Genomic DNA, 23,835 nt, shown 5'->3' on the forward strand with positions numbered 1-23,835 from the left:
GAAATGTAAATGAATTTAGGGATTATTGCGATTGGACTTGTTGTGTTTATACTGATTATGCTATTGATTGTATTTGTATCCAAATATCAAACAGCTAAACCAGATGAGGCATTGATTATTAGTGGGAGCTATTTGGGAAATAAAAATGTTCATGCAGATAATGAAGGCAATCGTTTGAAAATTGTTCGTGGTGGAGGAGCATTTGTTTTGCCAGTGTTTCAACGAAGCAATCGTTTAAGCTTACTATCTAGTAAATTAGATGTGTCAACACCTGATGTTTATACAGAGCAAGGTGTGCCAGTTATGGCTGATGGAACATCAATTATTAAAATCGGATCATCTGTCGAAGAAATCGCGACAGCAGCAGAACAGTTTTTAGGTAAAACACGTGAAGAATTAGAAAATGAAGCACGCGAAGTATTAGAAGGTCATTTACGTTCGATATTAGGATCAATGACAGTGGAAGAAATTTATCAAAATAGAGATAAGTTTTCGCAAAGTGTACAAGAAGTTGCCAGTGTAGATTTGGCAAAAATGGGATTAGTGATTGTGTCCTTTACTATTAAAGAAGTTCGTGATAAAAATGGCTACCTTGATTCATTAGGTAAACCGCGTATCGCTCAAGTTAAACGAGATGCAGAGATTGCCGAAGCAGAAGCAAGCAAAGAAACACGTATTAAAAAAGCTCAAGCAGAAAAAGAGTCACAAGAAGCTGAGTTACAACGTCAGACAGAAATTGCTGAAGCAACGAAAGAAAAAGAATTAAAATTAGCAGCTTACAAGCAAGAACAAGATATTGCTAAAGCCAAAGCCGATCAAGCTTATAACTTAGAAAGTGCCAAAGCACAACAACACGTTATCGAGCAAGAGATGGAAGTTAAAGTCATTGAGCGTCAAAAACAAATTGAATTAGAAGAAAAAGAAATTCAACGTCGTGAACGTCAATATGATTCTGAAGTGAAGAAAAAAGCGGACGCAGATCGCTATGCTAAAGAACAAGAAGCATTAGCTGAAAAAGCAACAGAAGTAGCTGAAGCTGAAGCACAACAATTTAAAATTGAGGCAATGGCTAAAGCGAATGCCACTCAACTTAGAATGGAAGGTCAAGCTGAAGCAGATGCTATTCTAGCAATTGGTGAGGCCGAAGCGAAAGCGAAAGAACAAATTGCCGAAGCTTTTAAACAATATGGTGAAGCAGCTGTTATGAGTATGATTATTGAAATCTTACCAGAATTAGTGAAACAAGCAGCACAGCCATTAGGAAATATTGAGAAAATTTCTGTTGTCGATACAGGACAAGGTGGAGAAAATAGTGGAGCAAATCGTGTAACCAATTATGCAACGAATTTACTTGCTTCTACACAAGAAACATTAAAAGAGACAACAGGTTTAAATGTTAAGGATATGTTAGAATCATTTGTCGCAAAAAAAAGTGAATAAAATCAAAAAACTCCCTTAGGTATTTTTGCTAAGGGTTTTTTTGATTATATAGCGAATTATTATATATTATTTTTAGTTAATTCACTATTTTTTTGCTTGATGTTTTTTTAAAAGTGCATTTATTGAGTGCTTTTATAATGATTATTAGATTATATAAAAATTAGTTAGAATGAAATGACTTTTATAAATTTATTAAGCAAGTAAGTCTTTAAATATCTAATAAAATAAAAAATAACAAATATAATAAGCGATAATTACTATTTATCAACGATTATTTTTTTTAATAATTTCCTCATACTAGAATCTTTGTGAAAAAAATATTAATATTTAGGTCTATTTTTACCTATAAACATGAAATTATTGGTCTAGAGAGATGCTCTGATATCCCTATAATTAGATTTACTAAGTAAAGTTTTTGAGGGAGAGGGAAACATGAAATTATTAAAAGAAAAACAATTTGGTTTTTGGTTGAGCTTGATTTTGATCATACCATATTTTTTACAACCAGTTGTAGCAGTTGCTGAAGGCTTGTCGGAAAGTATAAATGAAACAGAAATTAGTTTAAAGGACTTTAAATTTGACACCTCTGATAAGTCAACTGTTTCAAAACTATCATTTAATGTGAATAAAGAGAGTGAAACAAAGGAAGAGTTTTTAATTAAAAGCTCTGAACCGTTAAAACAAGTCACAACAGTTAATAGTGATGAAAGTATGTCAACAGAAGTAGTTAAAGAAGGTTTTAAATTAACACTGTCTAGTAAAAATAAAAGTTTATTGGATTTTCAATTAGAAACAGTAAATGAGAATGTTGATACATGGAATGTTACTTTACCAAATGGGGAAACAAAAGAAATTCATAAAGAAAAAACTGAAGCATTGCCTCAAATAGAAGAAGGATCAAAAGAGGATAAGCCTTCTGAAAATGATTTAGGTAAAACGATTAACCCAGAAATAAAAACACCGGAAGAAAGACAGTCTGGTGATGTTAAACCCTTATTAGATGAGCTAAATGAAGGGAAATCTTTAATTGAATCATTGTCTGTGACACTTGATGGCAAACAACCGCTTCCCCCTGAGGGTATTAAAGTAGACCAACCATTGAGATTAGCGATTAAATGGGCGATACCTGAAAAAATCGCACAAGAAATGTTACCAGGTGATTTCTACGAGTTTAAATTACCAGAGCAAGTGCAAGTAACACCTAGAACAGGAAATTTATCAGGACAAGATGGTGTGGTTTTTGGAACATATAAATTAACATCCGATGGAACGGTTCGTTTTGAATTTAATGAAGAAATCTCTAAACATGGTTTTATTGAAGGAGAATTTATTCATAACCAACAGTTAAAAAATATTACTAAACCAGGTAAAGTGGAAATTCGTTTGCCACAAGAACAAGGAGTACCACCAGTTGAAGTCTTAGTAAAATCTAATACAGATAGTGTCATTGAAAAAAGTGGACAAGTTGATAAACAATGGGGAGCCAATAATATTGATTGGACGATTGATATCAATAAGTCTTTATCAGAATTAAAAAATGTCAAAGTAGAAGATATTTTACCTGTTGGATTATCAAAAGAATCAATTAGTGTGGTTCCAATTGATGTGACGCTTGATGGTGAAGTGAGCGGAGAGAGTGGACCAACATTAGTAGAAAATGTTGATTATGAAGTAAAACAAAATACGGTTATCTTTTTAAAAGATGTGACACAAGCTTATCGCATTAAGTTAAAATCAAAGATTGGTGTTGAAGCCAAAACACCTAAAGAGAATGAAGATAGCGTATATTTTACAAATAAAGCTATTTTACATATTGGAGACAAACAAAAAGAAACGTCAGCAACAGTAGAAGCACACTATTATAAAAATTTAACCAAAAGTGGTCCATACCGTCAGGATAAAGGTGGACAAATTTATGAATGGGAAGTAAAAGCAAATTATCTTGAAAATGAAATGAAAACCGGAACAAAAATTCAGGATAGGTATAAATTGCCTAAAGATGCAACCTATACAATGGGACTTGTTCCAAATAGTGTAAAAGTACAAATTGTAACATTTGATGAATCTGGAAACGAACAATATGAAGAAAAAGAACTTCCTTCTGATAGTTATAAAATAGTTGATAAAAAAGAAGATGGATTTGATATTGAATTAATAAAAGATATTAAATCTGCTATAAAAATTACGTATTTAACAAAAGTTAACGGATATGTTTCAGGTTACGAAAAGTTAGGTAACGATGTAGCGATTGATGGTGAGTACACAAATGGCAGTGCAGGATATACCGAAAATCAAAACTTAGTTAAATGGTATGATAAGGTCAATTACGAGGATAAAACGATTGGTTGGATACTAGATGTAAACAGAGCACAATACAACATGATTGATTGGGTTTTAACAGACAAAATGTCACCGGGACAAACACTGATAGAAGATAGTTTGATTGTTCAATCTATTGGAGAAAAAGAACTTGTTGTTAATAAAGATTATAAAGTCGAAGTTGATGGCCAGCAGTTTAAAGTAATCTTTTTAGGTGATTTGGCTAAAGGAACGGATAAAGCTTATCGAATTACGTATAAAACAAGTTTTGATATAGAAAAGATTGATCAAGGCCATGGAAAAGAAGATGAAAATAACTTTTGGAATGAATCTTCTCATGATTGGACGGATAAATCAGGTAAGAAACAACATGCAGATACTGGAAAAATAGAAGCTGATTTAGAAAATCATTTTAAATATAATGGTTCTAAACATGTTAGTTATAAAATGAAAGATAAAGCATATGATTGGGTAGTTGATGTCAATGTAAATCGTCATAAATTAGTAGATGCTGTAGTTGAAGACGTAATAAAAGGTCAACATGAATTAATTGAAGACAGTATCAAGATTTATGAGTTAACTGTTTACTCAAACAGTGTAACGGATAAAGAAACTGATGTGACATCAAGTGTGATTCACAAAGTTATGCAAGATGGTGAAAATAAAAAAATACGAATTGAATTACCAAAGGATAGTACTAAAGCTTATCGTATTGAATATCGAACAAGTCATGAGGGGAAACTTGTAAAAAAAGAAACCGTATCAAACAAAGCCGTATTTGAAAATAATCATGTGAAGCATGAACTCTCAGCTGAAACTCAGCCATTCTTTGCAGGTGAAACCATTCAAAAAACAGGTAAAGTTAATCCAGAAAATGGCAATGAAATACTATGGGATGCGTTAATTAATCCATCTCAATCGCATTTAGAAAATGTTGTTATTACAGATAAACCATCTTCTAATCAAGTATTAGATAAACAGGCTATAAAATTATATTCGACTGTCGTTGGGAACGATGAAAATGATGACAGTATAACACAAGATAAAGAATTGACTGCTGGTAAAGATTTTGAAGTTGATATTACATCCAATGATTTAACTGGAGAACAAGTATTAACAGTGAAATTAATAGGCGATTTAGCTAAAATTGACACATCATATATGTTAAGGTACGTGACAACGTTAAATAATACAACGGATAAATCAAATGTAGAGGTATTTAATAGCATTAAATTAAATGCAGATCATGTTGAAAGTATGAATACAGAAACGTCTTCTACTTTTATGGTTGTGGATAATGAGGCAACAGCTACGGGTAAAGCGGGTAAAATTCGTATTAGTAAATATTCTTCGTTTGATAATAAACCGCTTGAAGGAGCCCATTTTGAGATTTGGAAAACCAATCGTAATAAAGAGAAGAAACAATTATTACGTTCTGGAGTGACTAATAAAGAAGGACAATGGGATTTTGGAAATATTCGTCCAGGCAGTTACTTATTAGTTGAAACAAAAGCACCAGATAATTTCTTGATTAGTCCAGAATTAAAAAATGGTCGATTAATTGAGGTTAAAGCACAAGAAAATATAACCGATATTCAAGAGTTTAAAGCAACAAATGATCCGAATGAGATTATCGTGACCAAGCAATCAGCAGATGGTCAAAAACTTTCAGGTGCAACGTTTAATTTATTAGATGAATCAAAACAATTGGTATTAAATGACACGCCACTTGTCTCTAATGAGGAAGGTGTGATTCGTTTAAGTCAACTGAAAGAAGGAACTTACTACCTAAAAGAAATATCTGCACCAAATGGGTATATCAGAAATGATGAATTATTACCAATTCATGTAACAAAAGAAAAAAGCACGCCATTAACATTTACTAATTATCAAGGTAGTGTGTCATTTGATAAAATAGATGGTCAAACAAATCAAGCACTATCAGGTGCAACGTTTGATATTTTGTCACTAGATAAACCTGAATTATCCATTAAAGGTATCACGGGTGATGATAAGGGCCACTTTACTGTCAGCCATTTAGCACCAGGAAACTATAAATTAGTCGAAACAAAAGCACCAAATGGCTATGTATTAAATACAGAAGGTGTTACATTTAGTATTCCAGAACATGCAATAAATGAACCTGCAGCATTAGAGTTAGGTCAAATCAAGAACGTACAAGGAACGGCTAAATTTAATAAAGTATCTGAAGAGGGTAAAGGGTTATCAGGTGCGGTATTTAAATTAACTGATAAAGCAACACAAACAGTAATAAAAGAAGAATTACAAGGTAATGAAAAAGGTGAATTTGAAATAAAAGGTTTAGCACCAGGGGAGTATCTTTTAGAAGAAATCATGGCGCCAACAGGTTACATTAGAAACACAGAAATAAAAACTTTTTCGATTGATAATAAGGGCAATGGAGAAGTTGAAACAGTCGATATTGGAAGTATCGTGAATTACAAAGGTAAAATAAATTTTGACAAAGTGAAGGAAGATGGCAATTCTTTATTAGGAGCTAAATTCCAAATTATTAATCAAGAAACAAAAGAAGTTGTGGTAAAAGAGATTCAATCAGATGATAAAGGTCATTATATGGTGGATGGATTAGCACCTGGAAATTATGAGTTAGAAGAAACTCACGCACCAGTTGGTTATATCCGTAACAAAGATAATGTTGCCTTTACTATTCCAACAGAAGTTAGTGGAAAACCTGAAGAAACTCAATTATCTAATGTAGTGAACTATCAAGGGGATGTTCACTTCAAAAAAGTGGATGAAACCAATCAATTATTAAATCATGCCGAATTTAAATTAAGTGACAAACAATCAGGAAAAGTTATTAAAAAAGATGTAACAGAAGTATCACCAGGTGAGTTTGCCATTAGTGGATTAGCTCCTGGAGAGTATGTATTAGAGGAAACAAACGCACCAGAGGGGTATATTTTAAACACAGAAGTGTCTGAATTTACGATTCAAAAAGATGAATCTGGCAAACCCACTCGTATTGAGTTAAAAGATTTTGTAAACTATCAAGGTAGTGTGTCGTTTAAGAAAACAACTGAAACAGGTGAATTATTATCAGGAGCAATCTTTTCTTTAAGAGATGCTAAAACAAAACATATCATTCAAGAAAATATTAAAGAAACAACTACAGGTGAATTTGTTATTAGTCATTTAGCACCAAATGATTATGAATTAGTCGAAACAAACGCACCAGAGGGTTATATCTTAAATACAAAACCTATTTCTTTTTCTATCAAAGAGAAACAGCAAGGAAAACCAAGTACGCTAGTATTAGATGATGTTGTTAATTATCAAGGTAGTGTGTCATTTAATAAGGTGGATGATAAAGGCAATTCATTGTCAGGTGCTGAATTTAAAATAGTGAATAAAGATTCCGGTCAAGTTATACAGGAATCACTAAAAGAAGTCTCACCAGGTGAATTCAAATTAGATCATTTAGCACCAGGTACTTATTCTTTAGAAGAAGTTGTTGCGCCAACAGGTTATATTAAAAATACTCAAGTTATTGAATTTACAATTGATAAAGAGCAAGAAGGAACACCTCAAACAATTAAATTAGACTCATTTACAAATTATCAAGGTAGTTTATTGATTAAAAAAATGAATGAAGATGGGCGTTTACTGTCTGATGCGGTATTTGAATTAAGTCGAGTAGTTGATGGAAACAATCAAGTAGTCGCAACAGATTTAACAACAAATTTACTGGGAGAAGTGGCAGTGAATCACTTAATTCCTGGAGAGTATGTTGTAAGAGAAATAAAAGCACCATTAGGCTATAAAATTAATACCCAAGAATTTACTTTCAAAATTGAAGAAAATTATTTAGGGCAACCGGAACAATCAGTTATTTCTGTTACGGATTATCAAGGAAGTATTCAAATAACAAAAACAAATAAAGAAAACCAATCTTTAGCAGATGCCACATTTGCTATTAGAGATGCCGTTTCTCATAAAGTAGTGAAAGATCATCTTACAACAGATAGTACAGGTAAGGTTATAGTAGGTGAGTTAATTCCTGGGACATATGAATTAGTTGAAACAAATGCTCCAACTGGCTATGTTAGAAATGAACAAGCGATGCCATTTGATGTGTCATTTGAAGACAAAGGTCAGCCAAAACGTTTAGAATTAAGCATGATTAATTATCAAGGTAGTGTATTATTACAAAAAGTTGATGAATCAAACCAACCATTAACTGGTGCAGTATTTAACTTAATTGATCAAGCAACAAAAGATGTTATTAAAGAAAATCTTGAAGTGGATAGTCAAGGAAGTTTAATGATTGATAGTCTAGCACCTGGAACATATGAGTTACAGGAAACCAAATCACCAACTGGCTATATTATTAATACAGAAAACACTGTGTTTACTATTTCAGAATCATCATTAGGAGAACCAGAATCTGTTAAAGCAGTTGTTGTAAATTATAAAGCAAAGGCTGAATTTAAAAAGACAGATAAAAACGGTCAAGTATTAGAAAATGCAGTCTTTGAATTATATGACAAAACAAGTGATACAAAAGTGAAAGAACATCTTGTCACAGATAAGTCTGGAAAAGTTGTCTTAGATAACCTTTCACCAGGCGACTATGAATTAGTTGAAACCCAAGCACCAACAGGTTATATTTTAAACACTGAAAAAGTATCTTTCAAAGTAGAAGATAGTCAAAAAGGTGAACCACAAATCATTAATGTTAAAGATATTGTGAACTATCAAGGAACTGTTGAATTTACTAAAGTAGATGAAACAGGTAGAGGTTTAGAAGGTGCAATCTTTGAAGTATTAGATAAAGATGGTAAGGCAATTCAAGAAAATATTACTGGAGATAAAAACGGTAAGTTTGTAGTCGAAAACTTATCCCCAGGCGAGTATGAATTAGTTGAAACCCAAGCACCAACGGGTTACATCTTAAATACTGAAAAAGTATCTTTCAAAGTGGAAGAAAGTCAAAAAGGTCAACCAGAAGTTATGACATTAAAAGATGTTGTGAACTATCAAGGAACTGTAGAATTTACAAAAGTGGATGAAACAGGTAGAGGTTTAGAAGGTGCAATCTTTGAAGTATTAGATAAAGATGGAAAAACAGTTCAAGAAAGTATCACGGGTGATAAAGATGGTAAGTTTGTCATTGAGAACTTATCGCCAGGCGACTATGAATTAGTTGAAACCCAAGCACCAACAGGTTACATCTTAAATACTGAAAAAGTATCTTTCAAAGTGGAAGAAAGTCAAAAAGGTCAACCAGAAGTTCTGACACTGAAAGATGTTGTGAACTATCAAGGAACTGTGGAATTTACAAAAGTAGATGAAACAGGAAAAGGTTTAGAAGGTGCAATCTTTGAAGTATTAGATAAAGATGGAAAAACAGTTCAAGAAAATATTACTGGTGATAAAGACGGTAAGTTTGTCATTGAAAACTTATCGCCAGGTGAGTATGAATTAGTTGAAACTCAAGCACCAACAGGTTATATCTTAAATACTGAAAAAGTCTCATTTAAAGTAGAAGATAGTCAAAAAGGTCATCCGCAAATTATGACATTAAAAGATGTCGTGAACTATCAAGGAACTGTCGAATTTGCAAAAGTAGATGAAACAGGAAAAGGCTTAGAAGGAGCAATCTTTGAAGTAGTAGATAAAGATGGTAAGGCAATTCAAGAAAATATTACTGGAGATAAAGACGGTAAATTTGTAGTTGAAAACTTATCGCCAGGCGACTATGAATTAGTTGAAACCCAAGCACCAACAGGTTACATCTTAAATACTGAAAAAGTATCTTTCAAAGTGGAAGAAAGTCAAAAAGGTCAACCAGAAGTTATGACATTAAAAGACGTCGTGAACTATCAAGGAACTGTGGAATTTACAAAAGTGGATGAAACAGGAAAAGGCTTAGAAGGTGCAATCTTTAAAGTAGTAACTAAAGATGGTAAGGCAATTCAAGAAAATATTACTGGAGATAAAGATGGTAAGTTTGTCATTGAAAACTTATCACCAGGAGAATATGAACTAGTTGAAACTAAAGCACCAGTAGGCTATGAAAGATTAACAACAGTTATTAAATTTACAGTTAATTCAAAAGAAGCAGGAAAAGTTAAATCTGTTCAATTAGAAAATATTGTAAATAAAAAAATTGTACCTAAACCAGATACAAGTGAATCAAGTACAAGTGAATCAAGTACAGGTGAATCAAGTACAGGTGAATCAAGTACAGGTGAATCAAGTACAAGTGAATCAAGTACAAGTGAATCAAGTACAGGTGAATCAAGTACAGGTGAATCAAGTACAAGTGAATCAAGTACAACTAAACCAAGTACGAGCGAAACTAATCGTCCTAATAGTTCAGACAGTACGAAAAAATCAGATGCAACACATTTACCTAAGACAGGTGAAGATATGGTGAAACATTGGATTCTGACAATAATAGGATTGGTATTGATAGCAAGTATGGTAGTTATTTATAAAAAAAGACAGAAATAGGTAATTAGGCAAGGGATATTTTCTCTTGCCTTTTTAAAATTTCAAGAAATAAAATCTATTGTTTGATATTTTATGTTATACTAGAGCGTGAATTTCTACTAACTAAGTAATAACTACATAGAAAAACTAAGAGGAGTCTACATATGGGATTTGATCAACAAAAAGAAGTCGACAGAAGAAGAACGTTTGCCATTATTTCGCATCCGGATGCTGGTAAAACAACGATTACTGAACAATTATTATTGTTTGGTGGCGCGATTAGAAATGCAGGGACAGTAAAAGGTAAAAAAACTGGTAACTATGCTAAATCAGACTGGATGGATATTGAAAAACAACGTGGAATTTCGGTCACAAGTTCTGTTATGCAGTTTGACTTTCAAGGGAAACGTGTGAATATTTTAGATACACCTGGACATGAGGATTTCTCAGAAGATACTTATCGTACATTGATGGCAGTGGATAGTGCAGTCATGGTAATTGATAGTGCTAAAGGGATTGAAGCACAAACGAAAAAACTTTTCCAAGTTTGTCGTATGCGTGGGATTCCTATTTTTACCTTTATCAATAAGCTAGATAGAGATGGTCGTGAACCACTTGATTTATTAGAAGAATTAGAAGAAGTATTAGAAATTGATTCATACCCAATGAACTGGCCGATTGGTATGGGAAAAGGATTTGAGGGATTATATGATATTTACAATAATCGTATTGAAATCCATCGTCCTGATCGATTTGATGGTGAAAGATTTTTACCATTGAATGATGAAAGAGAATTGGAGATGGACCATCCATTAAAAGAGCAGTCTATTTTTACTCAAGTGATGGAAGAAGTAGAATTATTACTTGAAGCTGGGAATGAATTTTCAGAAGAAAAAATTGCTAAAGGTGAATTAACACCTGTATTCTTTGGTTCTGCTTTGACAAACTTTGGTGTGGAAACATTTTTAGAAACATTTTTACAATTTGCGCCAAAACCAAGCGAGCATGAAACAAAAGAAGGGGGCGAAGTTAGTCCTTATGATAAAGACTTTTCTGGGTTTGTCTTTAAAATTCAAGCAAACATGAACCCAGCCCATAGAGATAGAATTGCATTTGTTCGTATTTGTTCAGGAAGTTTTGAAAAAGGCATGGAAGTTAAATTAGCGCGTGAATCGAAAAAAATCAAATTAAATAACTCAACGCAGTTTATGGCGGATTCTCGTGAAGTCGTGGAAGAAGCTGTTGCAGGTGATATTATTGGGTTATATGATACTGGGACATATCAGATTGGTGATACGTTGTTTACTGGTAAAGATAGAATCGAATTTGAAGATTTACCACAATTTACGCCAGAATTATTTATGAAAGTCACAGCTAAAAACGTGATGAAACAAAAATCATTCTACAAAGGATTGTATCAATTGGTTCAAGAAGGAGCTATCCAGTTATATAAAACTTATTTAACAGAAGATTTTATTATTGGAGCAGTTGGTCAACTACAGTTTGAAGTATTTAAACATCGTATGTTGAATGAATACAATACAGAGTTAATTATGGAACCAATGGGAACAAAAATCGCTCGTTGGATTGATCCATCACAGTTAGATGAAAAAATGAGTTCAAGTCGAAATATCTTAGCAAGAGATCGATTTGACCAACCGTTGTTCTTATTTGAAAACCAATTTGCGATGCGTTGGTTTGCAGATAAGTATCCAGAAGTTGAATTGAAAACATTGTTATAAAAATGATTTATTAGAGATTTTTCCTGTAATTTAGGAAAAATCTCTTTTTTTATGTTAAAAAGTGTCACATATTAGTTTCTTGAAACGTTATATATTATGAAGGTAGCTACGAGAGGAGTTTATCATGAAAAATCACAAATCAGATAAAGAATTTTTTGAGTATTTATATGAGAGTTATGAACAGAAAATATTTTATCAAGCTTTATCAGTATTGAATAATAAAGAGCAAGCAGAAGATATTACTCAAGAAGTTTTTGAACAATTATATTCAGATTTTGAAAGTATAAAAAAATTTGATGATCTACATTTAAAAAAATTTATTATCAAAATAACAAAGAATAAATCGATTGATTTGTATCGTAAAAACAATACTCAGATAAAATATCTTGAAAATTATAAAACTAAAAAGGATAAATATGAAGATGATAATAATGTGAATGATTATGTAGATAAAATGATATCTGAACAGGAAATATTAGATATTAGTAAGGAATTAAAAGAACCATATCTTCATGTCTTTTTGTATAGAGTTTACTATGGATTATCAAATAAAGAGATAGCAAAAATAATGGATTCAAAAGAAGCAACTATACGAAAACAATTTGAGAGAGCTATAAGTATGGTGAAAAATGTGATTGGAGGGAAGAAATATGGGAAAGAATGAAAAATTTGAAAGGAAAATAATAGAAGAAATAGCAAATAGGTTAGTTGAAGAAGAGTTTGATAAAGAACAAGAGGTACATCATTTTTCATCATCTTATCAATCAAATAAAAAAATTTTTTTAAAACAGGTTTCAACTAAGAAAACTAATATCAAATTTGGGTTAAAACATGCACTTATGGTAGCTATTATTATAACATTTTTGATTCCAACAACTATTTATGCTTCAAAAGAAATTTATCAATGGATAGTAAATAAAAATAATTATGAATTAAATATTTCTTTATCAGATAGTAAAAAATATAATCATGATCATTTTTATAAATTGAAATTCGACTATATTCCAAGAGATATGGTAGAAGATAATGACTCTAATAAGTTTAGTTATAAGAACAACATAAACAGCGGAGGGATTAGTTTTGTTTTATGGCAATTATCTGGGAAAGATGATTTTAAAGAACTTTATACAAAAGACTATAAGGAATTAACGATTAGTCATCATCCTAGTATTGTCATTAAAAAAAATATGATGAATTCCGGAGATATTCAATTTGACACCGTAGTGTATCTGTTTTTTGAAAAAGAAGGTTATGTTTTACAAGCCTATATTTCAAATGATGTTAAGGAATCAGAATGGAAAAAAATGTTAGAAAAAGTGTATTTAGAAGAAACCAATGAAAAGGATGCTACTCATTATGGTATTTTAAGTAAAGACTTATTCAAAGGTAAACAACCAGAAAAAAATTACTATTTACCTAAAAATAGTTCTAATATCCATAAGATAGGTGATGCAGTAAATACTAAAGTTTATGACACGCAAGAGGTTTTATTTACCGTTAAAAGTGCCACTGTTATGGATAATATAAAATTATTAGATAAAAATAATTTTAATAGTAATTCATATGAACAGCTTAAAGACAAACAGTTAATAGCAAATGATGGTGAATTATTGCCATTTAATCAAAAAATAATCAAAAAAGGAGATGGTATACAAACACTTGATGAAGTAGTAGGAGAAAGAAAAGTAAAAACTAAATTTGTTTATTTGACAGCTACTATAGAAAATAAAAGTAAAAAAACCATTAAAGACTTATATTTTCAAAATAGACTTTATCTTTTAGAAGATAGTAAAAAAGGGTTGAGTGTTACTAAAGAAGAAGTTAATTTCACTCCATATTCAGGAGAAGTAGATTATTTAGATAGTCATGGTGAAGGAAAAAGTTTTTATAAAATGCCAGATATTAAACATGGAGAAAAAAGAGAAATAAAATTTGGTTATTTTGTTGATGATACACAAATTAGTAAGATGTTTTTACCAGTTTTGTACTATGGTGATATTGAAAAATTAAACGCAAAGGGATTAGAATGGATAGAGATTAGACAATAAATAAAAAGTCTCCTCAAAGGATTTTGGACTCTTTGAGGAGATTATATTATTCATTTAATAATTTCTCCATATCTAATGGCACGACGTAATTCATGACAGTCAGTCCGTTTTTATCTCGGAAACGTTGTGTACCAGATTCAAAAATAGTGTAGAGTTTGTCACCTGATACGGAAATTTGTTCTAAGTAAGGTGGTGCTTCTATCGTTTTTATGGCATCTTTTTCAAGGAATAAATCATTGTCACCTAATTCGTAGACAAGTATTTTCGAGTTTTTATCCCCGTAAGAACGTGATAAAAGCATATAATTTTTATAAAAAGTAATACCCTGAATTTGTGTTCCAACATGTAATTTTTCTTCAGGAGAAAGAGTTGTATCATCATCTATCAGTTCTTTTTTTCCATGTAATGTTGTATCAAATACGCCATCGTCGTTAAATTGATATTTTTCTAAAACGGCTTTGTGATTGACAGAAAAGTAACCAACATATAGAGCATTATCATAATAGGTAACATAAGAGGATTTTTTTATGCCATCTAATGTGATTTCTTGGTCATAAATAATTGGTTTATAGTTTTCTTTCATGTCATATGCTTTGAGTTTATCCATAGAAAAAGCCACAAGTTCAGCTTGATTAGCGTCTGTAGATGAGCATACCCAGATATTTTTTGCAATAGGATCATAGGTAATACCTCCTACATGAGGGTGACCTTTTAAAATAATTGTTTTAATGTATTTGTGAGTATTTTTATCTAGGACATAGACGACAGAATGGTGGGTGTCATCATGACTATAAGATGAAATTAATAAATAATCCTCTGCAATCGTCACACCTTGGGGATCCATAGAATTACTGATACTTTTTTTTACCAGGTTTATCAAGTAATGGAACAATCGTTTCCTTGAGTCCAGGTACAGGATAGGTATCACCGTTTGATACATCGGAAAAATAACTTAAGTTATAAAAATCTGCGTAGTTTTCTTTTAATTCTTTGGCTTGTTTAGTGACATCTTTTTGTTCTGTTAATTTAGAAGAAGATTGACAAGCACTAATAAAAAATAATGAAATCGTCAGAATGGTTAAGGATAGTTTTTTCATTAAGTATCGTCCTTTTTGATTATGATATCTTTAGCATAACGGATAGATATTTGAAACACAACGTTATTTATAAATAATTCTTTTAGTGTTAAGTCTTTCTATCATGGAAAAAGAGAGTTCTTTTTAAACAGGATACTTATATTGTATAATTAATTAAAAAAAGGAGGTTTAAAGATGAAGAAAGATAATTCAGAAAGAACCAAAAGTATGATTAAATCTGTAGGTTGGTTTATTATAGGTATTATAATAGCAACTGTTGCGATTAAATTTTTCCAATAGCCATTGTTGTGGGAGGTAAATCATGAACGTTATGGTAATAGTTTGTTTATTAATTGGTGTCCTGTTACTAATATCAGGTATTATATTTTTTCTATTAAAGGAAAAGTCTGTGGGTTTAATTGCTGGATTTAATAGTTTAAGCCAAGACGAACAACATCAGTATGATACCTTAACACTCAGTATAGATGTGAGAAATCAATTGTTTAGATGGTCCATTCTTTTATTTTTAGGAGGAGTGCTATCCTTTTTTAGCGATTATTTTGGTGTGGCAACTATGTTTGTTTGGTATTTACTTCTTATTAATAATATGGGAAGTGACAGTTTTGAAAAATATAAAATAAAGCAATAGGAGACAGCTAGTACAAAGGTTTGTCTCTTTTTTGTATAGAAAACTAACATTTCCTAAATCTGGAAATCGATTGAATCTTAATGGAAGCGATTTTACAATATACTTAACCCGGGAATAAAATCTTTAGGAGAAAAAGTATGAATAATAGAGAAATAGCGGAAAGAATCGTTGATATTATTACCTATATGACGTATTGTGCCACACGCTTAAGATTTAATGTAAAAGATGAATCAACCGTTTCTTTATCTAAGTTAGACCAAGTAGAAGGTGTATTAAAGTCTCAATTTCAAAATAGTCAATTGCAAGTCATTGTTGGAGAAAAAGTGACAGGAATATTTGAAGAACTACAAAAAATTGTCATCGTTTCAGATGGGATTACAGTAGAAAAACAAGAAGTAAAGAAGAATGTTGTTTCTAGAGTAGTTGAAGCTATATCTGGTTGTTTTGGTCCTGTTATTCCTGTATTAATTGGTTGTGGGATGGTGAAATCCATTACAGCAATTTTAACCACCTTTTCTTTATGTCTATAATGACGATAAAAGTTTAGCACACACAAAATGGAATTGTAAGTATCATTTAGTATTTACTCCAAAATACAGAAGGAAAGCAATTTATGGGGAGTTAAGGAAAGATATAGGAAAAATATTGAGAAAGTTATGCGAGATGAAAGATGTAGAAATAATAGAGGCACACGCAATGCCAGATCATATTCATATGCTGGTAAAAATACCTCCAAAACAATCGGTGTCAGGCTTTATGTGATTTCTTAAAGGAAGAAGTGCTGTCTTAATTCATGAGCAACACGGAAATTTGAAATATAAATATGGAAATAAAAGTTTTTGGTCTAAAGGATATTATGTGAGTACTGTAGGATTGAATCAGAAGACAATCCAAAAATATATTCGAGAACAAGAGTCTGATGATAGAGTAAGAGATAGTATAAGTAAACGTGAATACATGGATCCATTCAAAAAATAGAAAGTTTCTCGAATTGCGGTTGGCAGTCTTTTAAGAGGCTCTCTTTAGAGAGTATGTAGGTAATGAGCCCTTCTAGGGCTATTAAAAAGCCACCCGTTTTCACGGGTGGATATTTATTTAACTAAGTCAAATTGTTTATTTTTAAGTTCATAGATAGCATCACATTTTTTGGCAACATCTTGTTCGTGAGTCACAATAATAATGCATTTCTTTTGCTCATGAGCGACTTTTTGAAATAAGGAGACAATATCTTGTGATGTTTGTTCATCTAGGTTTCCAGTGGGCTCGTCTGCTACGATTAAATCATGATTACAACATAATGAACGGACAATCGCAACACGTTGTTGCTGCCCTCCTGAAAGTTGTGTGACGGGTTTTGTAGCTAGTAACTCATCAATCCCAACTTTATTTAGGTGTTCAAGGGCGTATTCTTTTTTATTATCTACGGGTGTTTGACAAATACTCATGGCAGTTAAAACATTATCTAAAGCAGACATGTAAGGTAACAAGTTATACGATTGAAAAATGGTTGATACATCATTTTTTCGATAGTTTCTTAGTCCAATGGAATGAATATCCTGATCATTATAATAAATATGACCAACTTTAGGAACATCTAATCCTGCAATCAGGGAAAGAAACGTTGTTTTACCAGAGCCACTTGCACCAAGGATGGCATACATTTTTCCTGCATCAAAGGTTAAATCTACATCTTGATATAGAAAATCTTGCTCATTTGTGTACCAATAGCCGATATCTTTTGTTTTTAACATATTTCTTCCTCTTTTCTAAGTTGTTAATATTTTTTTCGGTTGTAATCGTAAGATACCAAGTGATGAAAGAAGTATCGAAATGAAACTAATCAGAAGTCCAAGTCCTGCTAATTTTAGGATGTCCGTACTACTAACAGAAATGTTTAAGTTTTCGATTTCTTTAGCAACATCTTGTGAACTGGCTCCTATTGAACCAAATCCACCACGCATGCCACCACCAGAAGGTTTTTCAGGGATTTGATTGTTATTTGCACCAGGTTGTTCACCACCAGGACCACCTTGATTTGTTTGAGTAGTTTGGGTTTGTTGGGTAATCAACTGTTCACCCACCACGTTTCCCACAATATTTCCACTAAATGTCGCAATAATTAAAGCAACAACCATACACACAATTATTTCACTGAAGAATTGAAGAATGACTTTTAAGCGTGACTCACCTAGTGCTAATAAAACGCCTATTTCATAGCGACGTTCACGAATCGTCATCATGACAATCAGTGTTAATATGATGATTCCAGCAATGGCTACTAAGATGACAATATTTTTAGCAAAACTAGCTACGTTGTTAAGTGGTGTTAGCATTTGTTGATAGGCTTGGTCATTTGTTTGTAGACTAAATGATTCTGTATCAATTAGTTTTTCTGCTTCTTGCACAAACGTGTCCATCTCTTTGGGATCAGATAGAGTGTAAGTGGCAGAATCAATGGTACCTTTCGCGTCATCGCCTTTTAAAGTATTGGCAAAAGTGTATGAACTATAAATCGTATTGGCGGGATTTAAAAAATTAAAACGCATCCCCATACTATCCCCAGATTCTGATGTTGTATAAATTCCTTTGACAGTCATGTTGTATGTTTTTGTTTCATCATCTGAATTTTTTAACGTGAATGTGTCTCCAACTTCTAAATCGTTGGCTTCAGCTAATGATTGTTCAATCACAACATTATCTGTGTCAATATCCTCACTAGAAATTGCCTCTCCGCTAGTTATTTTGGCTGTACCATCTTCAAATGCAGAAGCCATTGACTGATTAACAACACCACTTATTTGAAAATCTCCTTGATTCATCTGTTCCATAGGGCCACCTTGTTTTCCACCACCAGGAGCATTTGGTGCAGCTTCATCAGAAGAGTTATCTGTCGATGTCTCTGTTGTTTCAGTTGAGCTACTTGAAATAGGTGTAATGCCATCTCCAGCAGTTGCAGAGGTTGAGGAGACAAATGAGTAAGATTTTACATTGTCTAACTTCGCAATTTTTTCTGCATCTTCTAATGATACAGGTGTTAAACTAAAGCTACCTGGGTCAGGACGTTCACCGCTAGAAGATTCTTGATTTTTTTTCATAGCCGCTTCACGATTGGCACTAAGTGTGACTTGTGCGCCAATGCTTTTTTTTGCATTTTCTGTTGCAGTAACAGAAGCTCTTTGAATGGTTAATCCAGCTAAAACAAAAATTAAAATAGCTGAAAACACTGCACATAATAAAATCGTTCGCCCTTTTTTTGCTTTCATACTGAGTAACGCTCGCTTGATAAAATCCATAATAATCCTCCTAAATGTTTCTTTAACTGATTATTACTTTAAATAACTTAGCTTAAACGTAACTTAAAAAAAGGTGAATTTTTTTATTGGTCTTATCCAATCACTTTTAAACCGATTGATGATAGCAAAATAACTAAAATACATAGTAGTCGTTTCCAATCTGTTGATTCGTTAAAACAAATCATACCGATTAGCGTGCTTCCAACAACACCAATACCGGTCCAAATAGCATAACCTGTACCCATGGGGATAGATTTTAATGCCAAACTCAGTAAGAAAAAACTAAAACTAAATCCTATAATAATTAGTAGAACGGTTGAAAAAGTTCGTTTTATTGATAAACGATTAATCATTGCGACACCAAACATTTCAAAAAAGCCAGCGATAATTAGTATTATCCAATCCATTTCAATTTTCCTCCTTAACCTTTTTTTCTGGCGTCAAAAGTTTTAGGCCAATAACACCACAAATCAGCAATAAAATAAGTAATAGTTTTAGCCAATTTAGTGTTGCTCCGAAAAATAGGGCATCCGATAAAATAATCCCTACTGTTCCAAGTCCTACAAATACAGCATAAACTGTTCCAGTAGGTAGTTTAGAAGTTGCTGAAATCATTAACCAATTACTGATAATAATGAGTAAGACAGTCAATAACCACTGAAGTAAAGTAGTTGAGTGAGTTAATCCTATTACCCAAAATATTTCTAACATGGCGGCTTTTATGACGTTTAACCATTCTTTTTTCATTTTTTTCCTCCTAACTAAAAAATAAAAAAGCCTGAAAGACACTGTAAAAAAACAGTATCTCCCAGGCTTTTGTCCTTCCGTGACATAGATAAACTATCTATGAGTTTTCTCTTGGACCAGTCTAATACAAGTGTATTACGGAACCCTAGAAAACTTAATATATGTAATTGATTGTCATTTTAGCAAATTATGAATCTCCCCGTCAACTAAAATTAATAAATAAAAATATCGTTTGTTTGCTTCATTCATGGTAATATGGATAAAAAAGGTATGAGAATATGAAAGGATTTTTACAAACTGATAGCCTGGAGACGTTGTTTTCTTATCAAGAAGCAGTGGATTTGCATCCTAATATGTATCAATTTTTAGAGGATAGCTCATATAATGAGGAGATGTTTTTTCTTACATATACAACATTAAAAAGTATCTTAACTGATTTATTTTTTAAAGATGATAAGGTAATTCTTTTAATAAATAAATATCCGCTACACTATAAAAATAAAACAGATAAGATTCTCTATAAACTGGTAAAAAATATGGGAGAAATCACTTTGTCAGAACAAACATTCGATTACCTTAACGATGATATAGATACTTATCATCGATTGCAAATTGAAACAACTTGTTCCAATATAAAATGGAAACAGTTGATTCTTTGTGTAATTAATCAAGATTTTCCGGACAGACGACCGCAGTTTAATCGAAAGAATTCTCTAAGAGCTCCTGAAATATACCTAGTTAGTCCAACATCTGAAACGATGATTTATGTTTATGATGACAGAGGGTATATCATTTATAGCGATGATAAAAACAAAAAAATTAATTAAATAATGAGGTGACCTAAGTTGAAGAAAAAAGTGATGTTAGTATTTGGGACACGACCTGAAGCAATAAAGATGTGTCCATTGGTAAATGAGTTAGAAAGACACGAAGAGTTTGAAACAATCGTTTGTGTGACAGGGCAACACAGAGAGATGCTTGACCAAGTATTGAGTGTCTTTAATGTTGTACCAAAATATGATTTAAACATTATGAAATCACAACAAGATTTATTTGATGTGACGACAAATATTTTAGAAAAAATTAAATCGGTATTGTTAAAAGAAAAACCAGATATTGTGTTAGTTCACGGAGATACTAGTACGTCTTATGCCTCTGCTTTAGCAGCCTTTTACCTTCAAATACCAGTAGGCCATGTAGAAGCAGGGTTACGTACCCATAATATTTTTTCTCCCTTTCCAGAAGAGTTTAACAGACAGTCAATTAGTTTGATATCATCAGTTGATTTTGCTCCAACTAATCAAGCCAAAGAAACTTTAATTAAAGAAGGAAAAAACGAAGATACAGTTTTTGTCACAGGTAATACGGCGATTGATGCGTTGAAAACAACTGTACAAGAGGATTATACGAGTGACATTTTAGAGTGGGCGAGTGACAGTCGTTTAATAGTACTGACAGCTCATAGACGAGAAAATCAAGGTGCACCGATGAAAGAAATGTTTCAAGCAGTAAAAAGAGTGGTAGATACTCATGAAGATGTTAAAGTGGTGTATCCGATTCATATGAATCCCTCTATTCAAACACTTGCTAAAGAGATATTTGGTCAGACAGACCGAGTTAAATTAATTCCACCAATGGATGTCGTTGATTTTCATAATTTATTAGCTAAAAGCTATTTAATTATTACAGATAGTGGAGGGATACAAGAAGAGGCGCCATCTCTTGGTAAACCAGTGTTAGTCATGCGCGATACAACAGAACGACCTGAAGGAATAAAAGCTGGTACATTAAAATTAGTCGGAACAAAAGAAGAAGTCATTTACCAAGCATTAGATGATTTATTAACCAATGAAGGTAGTTATCTGGCTATGTCTACTGCAAGTAACCCTTATGGAGATGGATCAGCTTGTCAGAAAATTGCCATGATTTTAAAAGATAAATTATAAAAAGTAAAAGTTTTAGAGATTTCTCTAGAACTTTTTTTATGTTTTTAAGGAATTTGAGAAAAATCACTGTACTGTAAGTGAGAAACAAAAGGAGGGGATAACATGACAGATGAGGAATACTTGATTGGATTACTTAATAGAGATGAAGAAATATTAAGTGAACTGATGGACACCTATATGAAGTTACTATGGGCAGTTGGCTCTAAATACCTAAATCATCAACAAGGAGTCACCATACAAGACATTGAGGAATTAGTCAGTGACGTATTTATTAGATTGTGGAAAAATCCAAAGGGGTTTAATCCAAGTAAAGGGAGTTTGAAAACATATCTTTGTATGATGACACGAAGTATGGCGTTAAATAAAATGAAACAAACATCAAAGGACGTCACAGTGGAGTTGGATGACAGCATTAAAGCCACATTGACAAAAGAAGAAAGTAGCATGGATTGGCAATCTTTTTATCAAGCAGTGATGACACTGGAAGAACCAACGCGAGAAATAATTATTAAACGATATTTTTATGAAATGAAACCAAAGGAAATTCAAGAAAAAACAGGTTATGATTCAAAATTAATTGATAATAAATTGTATCAAGGGAAAAAAAAATTACAAAAACAGTTTAGAGAATTAGGAGGAGAAATCGGATGAATAGATACCAAAAAGAACCTTTTGAAGAGTTGTCAGATGAACAGTTAGAAGAGTTGTTGGCACAGATGGATCAAGAGATGTCGAATAAATCGAAAGAAAAAATAAAACAAACAGTGTCTGAAAATATCAACAAAGAAACAGAAAAAATCAAACCATTAAAATCTAAAAAGAAAAAATGGGCCACTATTCTAGGTGCTGCTGCGGTGCTTAGTTTAATGGTTGGTTATACTCAAGTAGACACCATAAAAGCTGCTTATGTTAAAGCTTTTGGAACAGAGGCAGAGAAGGTATTAACGAATTCAGAAAAACTCGATTATTCAGTAGAAGATCAAGGATTGAAATTAACAGCAAAAAATACTTTTAGAGATGGCAATACTACCTATGTTTTAATGGAGTTGCAAGACTTAACAGGAGATAGACTATCAGAAGACACCAGTATTAGTGATTGGTCAATGTTAAATGGTGGGAACACGCAAGTGATTAACTATGATAAAAAAACAAAGACAGCGATGTTATTGGTCAGTTCAGTATCTTGGGAAGAACATAAAGATACAGGATTTATACTGAAACAATTTGAATCCCATATTAAAGAGATGAGAAATACAGTGTCGGTTGATTGGAAAAAAGATCTGGCGACAAATGTTAAATGGAAAAAATATGATGGGAAAAATGGAGTAGGTGGTGGAAGTGTTGATGACTCTATTTTAGAGAAGTTGAATGTCAACTATGAGGAGTTGTATAGTGAATACTTACCGAACAAACGATTATCGATTCCATTAATTCCTGACGAAGATTATTTTATTGAAAATATGGCATATAAAGATGGCTTATTACATATTTTGGTGAAATGGCCCAATATAAAAGGGTACAATTTCTTAAACTTAGATTTTCAGCCTAAGGATGCTAGTAAAGAGATGCCAGAAAAAAATGGAAATGAGGTATGGCCATACATTGCTTCTTATTCAGCATATAATACTGAAACACATAGTGATGAAACAGGACGAAGTGATTATGAGGAATTTGTTTTTGATATAAAAGAATCAGAGCTACAAAATTATGATTTAACAGTAGAAGCTGCAAAAACACAAACAGTTGTTTCTGGTAATTGGGCGATAAAATTGAAAGAACCAAAAGAAATAGAAAAAAAAGCATTAAAAGATATCACACTTAAAAAAGAAAACTTAGCATTATCTAATATAAATCTATCAGGTTTATCTTTAAGCTTTGATGTAAAAGATTCTTCTCGAGAGCAAATGGAAAAGTTGACTTTAGATGTAAAACTAGTTAAAAAAGATGGGGAGATAATTGATTTAACGAAAGATGGTGGCGGTAATATATACACTGAAAATGGAGAAAGCCAAGTATCCTTAATGTATGATTACACTGAATTAAGTGACATTGACTCTGTTATCATTAATGGTCAAACACTTAAAGTAGAATAAAA

The 23,835-nt window shown here is 32.2% G+C and carries 17 protein-coding genes, 1 pseudogene and 1 riboswitch; of the genes and pseudogenes, 12 read left to right on the top strand and 6 right to left on the bottom strand.

Annotated features, from left to right (window positions below):
• Window positions 1-9 precede the first annotated feature (9 nt).
• The 5 genes from CBF36_RS01560 to CBF36_RS01580 all read left to right on the top strand — a co-directional run bounded on the left by CBF36_RS01560 (window position 10) and on the right by CBF36_RS01580 (window position 14,029).
• Window positions 10-1,440 carry a flotillin family protein gene (locus CBF36_RS01560; RefSeq protein ID WP_125956012.1) on the top strand — a complete coding sequence of 477 codons (1,431 nt, stop codon included), beginning with the start codon at window positions 10-12 and terminating at the stop codon, window positions 1,438-1,440.
• A gap of 432 nt (window positions 1,441-1,872) precedes the next feature.
• The gene (locus CBF36_RS01565) at window positions 1,873-10,260 is read left to right on the top strand and encodes a SpaA isopeptide-forming pilin-related protein (RefSeq protein WP_125956014.1); all 8,388 of its coding nucleotides are present in this window, start codon (window positions 1,873-1,875) and stop codon (window positions 10,258-10,260) included.
• Between the two features lie 143 nt (window positions 10,261-10,403).
• A complete protein-coding gene (locus CBF36_RS01570) occupies window positions 10,404-11,981 on the top strand; it encodes a peptide chain release factor 3 (protein ID WP_125956015.1) in 1,578 nt (525 codons plus the stop codon).
• Window positions 11,982-12,105: 124 nt separating this feature from the next.
• On the top strand, window positions 12,106-12,645 hold the full coding sequence (locus tag CBF36_RS01575) for a sigma-70 family RNA polymerase sigma factor (RefSeq protein ID WP_125956017.1): 540 nt from the start codon (window positions 12,106-12,108) through the stop codon (window positions 12,643-12,645).
• Entirely contained in the window at window positions 12,632-14,029 is a 1,398-nt protein-coding gene (locus tag CBF36_RS01580) for a hypothetical protein (RefSeq protein WP_125956019.1), read from the top strand. The genes CBF36_RS01575 and CBF36_RS01580 overlap by 14 nt, the downstream gene beginning before the upstream one ends.
• 46 nt (window positions 14,030-14,075) lie before the next feature.
• Here CBF36_RS01580 and CBF36_RS01585 read toward each other — a convergent pair whose 3' ends face one another.
• Window positions 14,076-14,873 (bottom strand): YncE family protein, encoded by a 798-nt coding sequence (locus tag CBF36_RS01585; RefSeq protein WP_125956021.1) that lies wholly within the window; start codon window positions 14,871-14,873, stop codon window positions 14,076-14,078.
• Window positions 14,874-14,877: 4 nt separating this feature from the next.
• Window positions 14,878-15,126 (bottom strand): hypothetical protein, encoded by a 249-nt coding sequence (locus CBF36_RS01590; RefSeq protein WP_125956023.1) that lies wholly within the window; start codon window positions 15,124-15,126, stop codon window positions 14,878-14,880.
• A gap of 301 nt (window positions 15,127-15,427) precedes the next feature.
• Here CBF36_RS01590 and CBF36_RS01595 point away from each other — a divergent pair, with 301 nt between their 5' ends.
• From CBF36_RS01595 to tnpA, 3 genes and pseudogenes are all read left to right on the top strand, one after another.
• Entirely contained in the window at window positions 15,428-15,754 is a 327-nt protein-coding gene (locus tag CBF36_RS01595) for a DUF3784 domain-containing protein (RefSeq protein WP_125956025.1), read from the top strand.
• Window positions 15,755-15,891: 137 nt separating this feature from the next.
• Entirely contained in the window at window positions 15,892-16,284 is a 393-nt protein-coding gene (locus tag CBF36_RS01600; RefSeq protein WP_125956027.1) for a PTS transporter subunit EIIB, read from the top strand.
• A gap of 1 nt (window position 16,285) precedes the next feature.
• Window positions 16,286-16,732, top strand: a pseudogene (gene tnpA / locus CBF36_RS01605) (IS200/IS605 family transposase); the annotation flags it as partial.
• Between the two features lie 113 nt (window positions 16,733-16,845).
• Here the strand turns inward: tnpA and CBF36_RS01610 are convergent.
• The 4 genes from CBF36_RS01610 to CBF36_RS01625 form a co-directional block, all read right to left on the bottom strand.
• Complete coding sequence (locus CBF36_RS01610) at window positions 16,846-17,505, bottom strand: ABC transporter ATP-binding protein (protein ID WP_125956029.1); 660 nt, start codon at window positions 17,503-17,505, stop codon at window positions 16,846-16,848.
• Window positions 17,506-17,520: 15 nt separating this feature from the next.
• Window positions 17,521-19,047 carry an ABC transporter permease gene (locus tag CBF36_RS01615; RefSeq protein WP_125956031.1) on the bottom strand — a complete coding sequence of 509 codons (1,527 nt, stop codon included), beginning with the start codon at window positions 19,045-19,047 and terminating at the stop codon, window positions 17,521-17,523.
• Window positions 19,048-19,139: 92 nt separating this feature from the next.
• Window positions 19,140-19,454: a DMT family transporter gene (locus tag CBF36_RS01620; protein WP_125956033.1), complete on the bottom strand. Its 315-nt coding sequence runs from the start codon at window positions 19,452-19,454 to the stop codon at window positions 19,140-19,142.
• A 1-nt stretch (window position 19,455) separates the two neighbouring features.
• The gene (locus CBF36_RS01625; protein WP_125956035.1) at window positions 19,456-19,794 is read right to left on the bottom strand and encodes a DMT family transporter; all 339 of its coding nucleotides are present in this window, start codon (window positions 19,792-19,794) and stop codon (window positions 19,456-19,458) included.
• A 56-nt stretch (window positions 19,795-19,850) separates the two neighbouring features.
• Window positions 19,851-19,954: riboswitch (guanidine-I (ykkC/yxkD leader) on the bottom strand.
• Between the two features lie 118 nt (window positions 19,955-20,072).
• Between CBF36_RS01625 and CBF36_RS01630 the strand changes: the two genes are divergently transcribed.
• From CBF36_RS01630 to CBF36_RS01645, 4 genes are all read left to right on the top strand, one after another.
• Window positions 20,073-20,621, top strand: a complete 549-nt coding sequence (locus tag CBF36_RS01630; protein WP_125956037.1) for a DUF3885 domain-containing protein — start codon at window positions 20,073-20,075, stop codon at window positions 20,619-20,621.
• A 33-nt stretch (window positions 20,622-20,654) separates the two neighbouring features.
• The gene (wecB, locus tag CBF36_RS01635; RefSeq protein ID WP_125956230.1) at window positions 20,655-21,740 is read left to right on the top strand and encodes a non-hydrolyzing UDP-N-acetylglucosamine 2-epimerase; all 1,086 of its coding nucleotides are present in this window, start codon (window positions 20,655-20,657) and stop codon (window positions 21,738-21,740) included.
• 102 nt (window positions 21,741-21,842) lie between these two features.
• Window positions 21,843-22,391, top strand: a complete 549-nt coding sequence (locus CBF36_RS01640) for an RNA polymerase sigma factor (protein WP_125956038.1) — start codon at window positions 21,843-21,845, stop codon at window positions 22,389-22,391.
• Window positions 22,388-23,833, top strand: coding sequence for a DUF4179 domain-containing protein (locus tag CBF36_RS01645; RefSeq protein WP_125956040.1), 1,446 nt, complete (start codon window positions 22,388-22,390; stop codon window positions 23,831-23,833). The genes CBF36_RS01640 and CBF36_RS01645 overlap by 4 nt, the downstream gene beginning before the upstream one ends.
• Window positions 23,834-23,835: the final 2 nt, after the last annotated feature.

The sequence above is a fragment of the Vagococcus bubulae genome, from assembly GCF_003950315.1.
In the GTDB taxonomy this organism is placed as follows: Bacteria; Bacillota; Bacilli; order Lactobacillales; family Vagococcaceae; genus Vagococcus; species Vagococcus bubulae.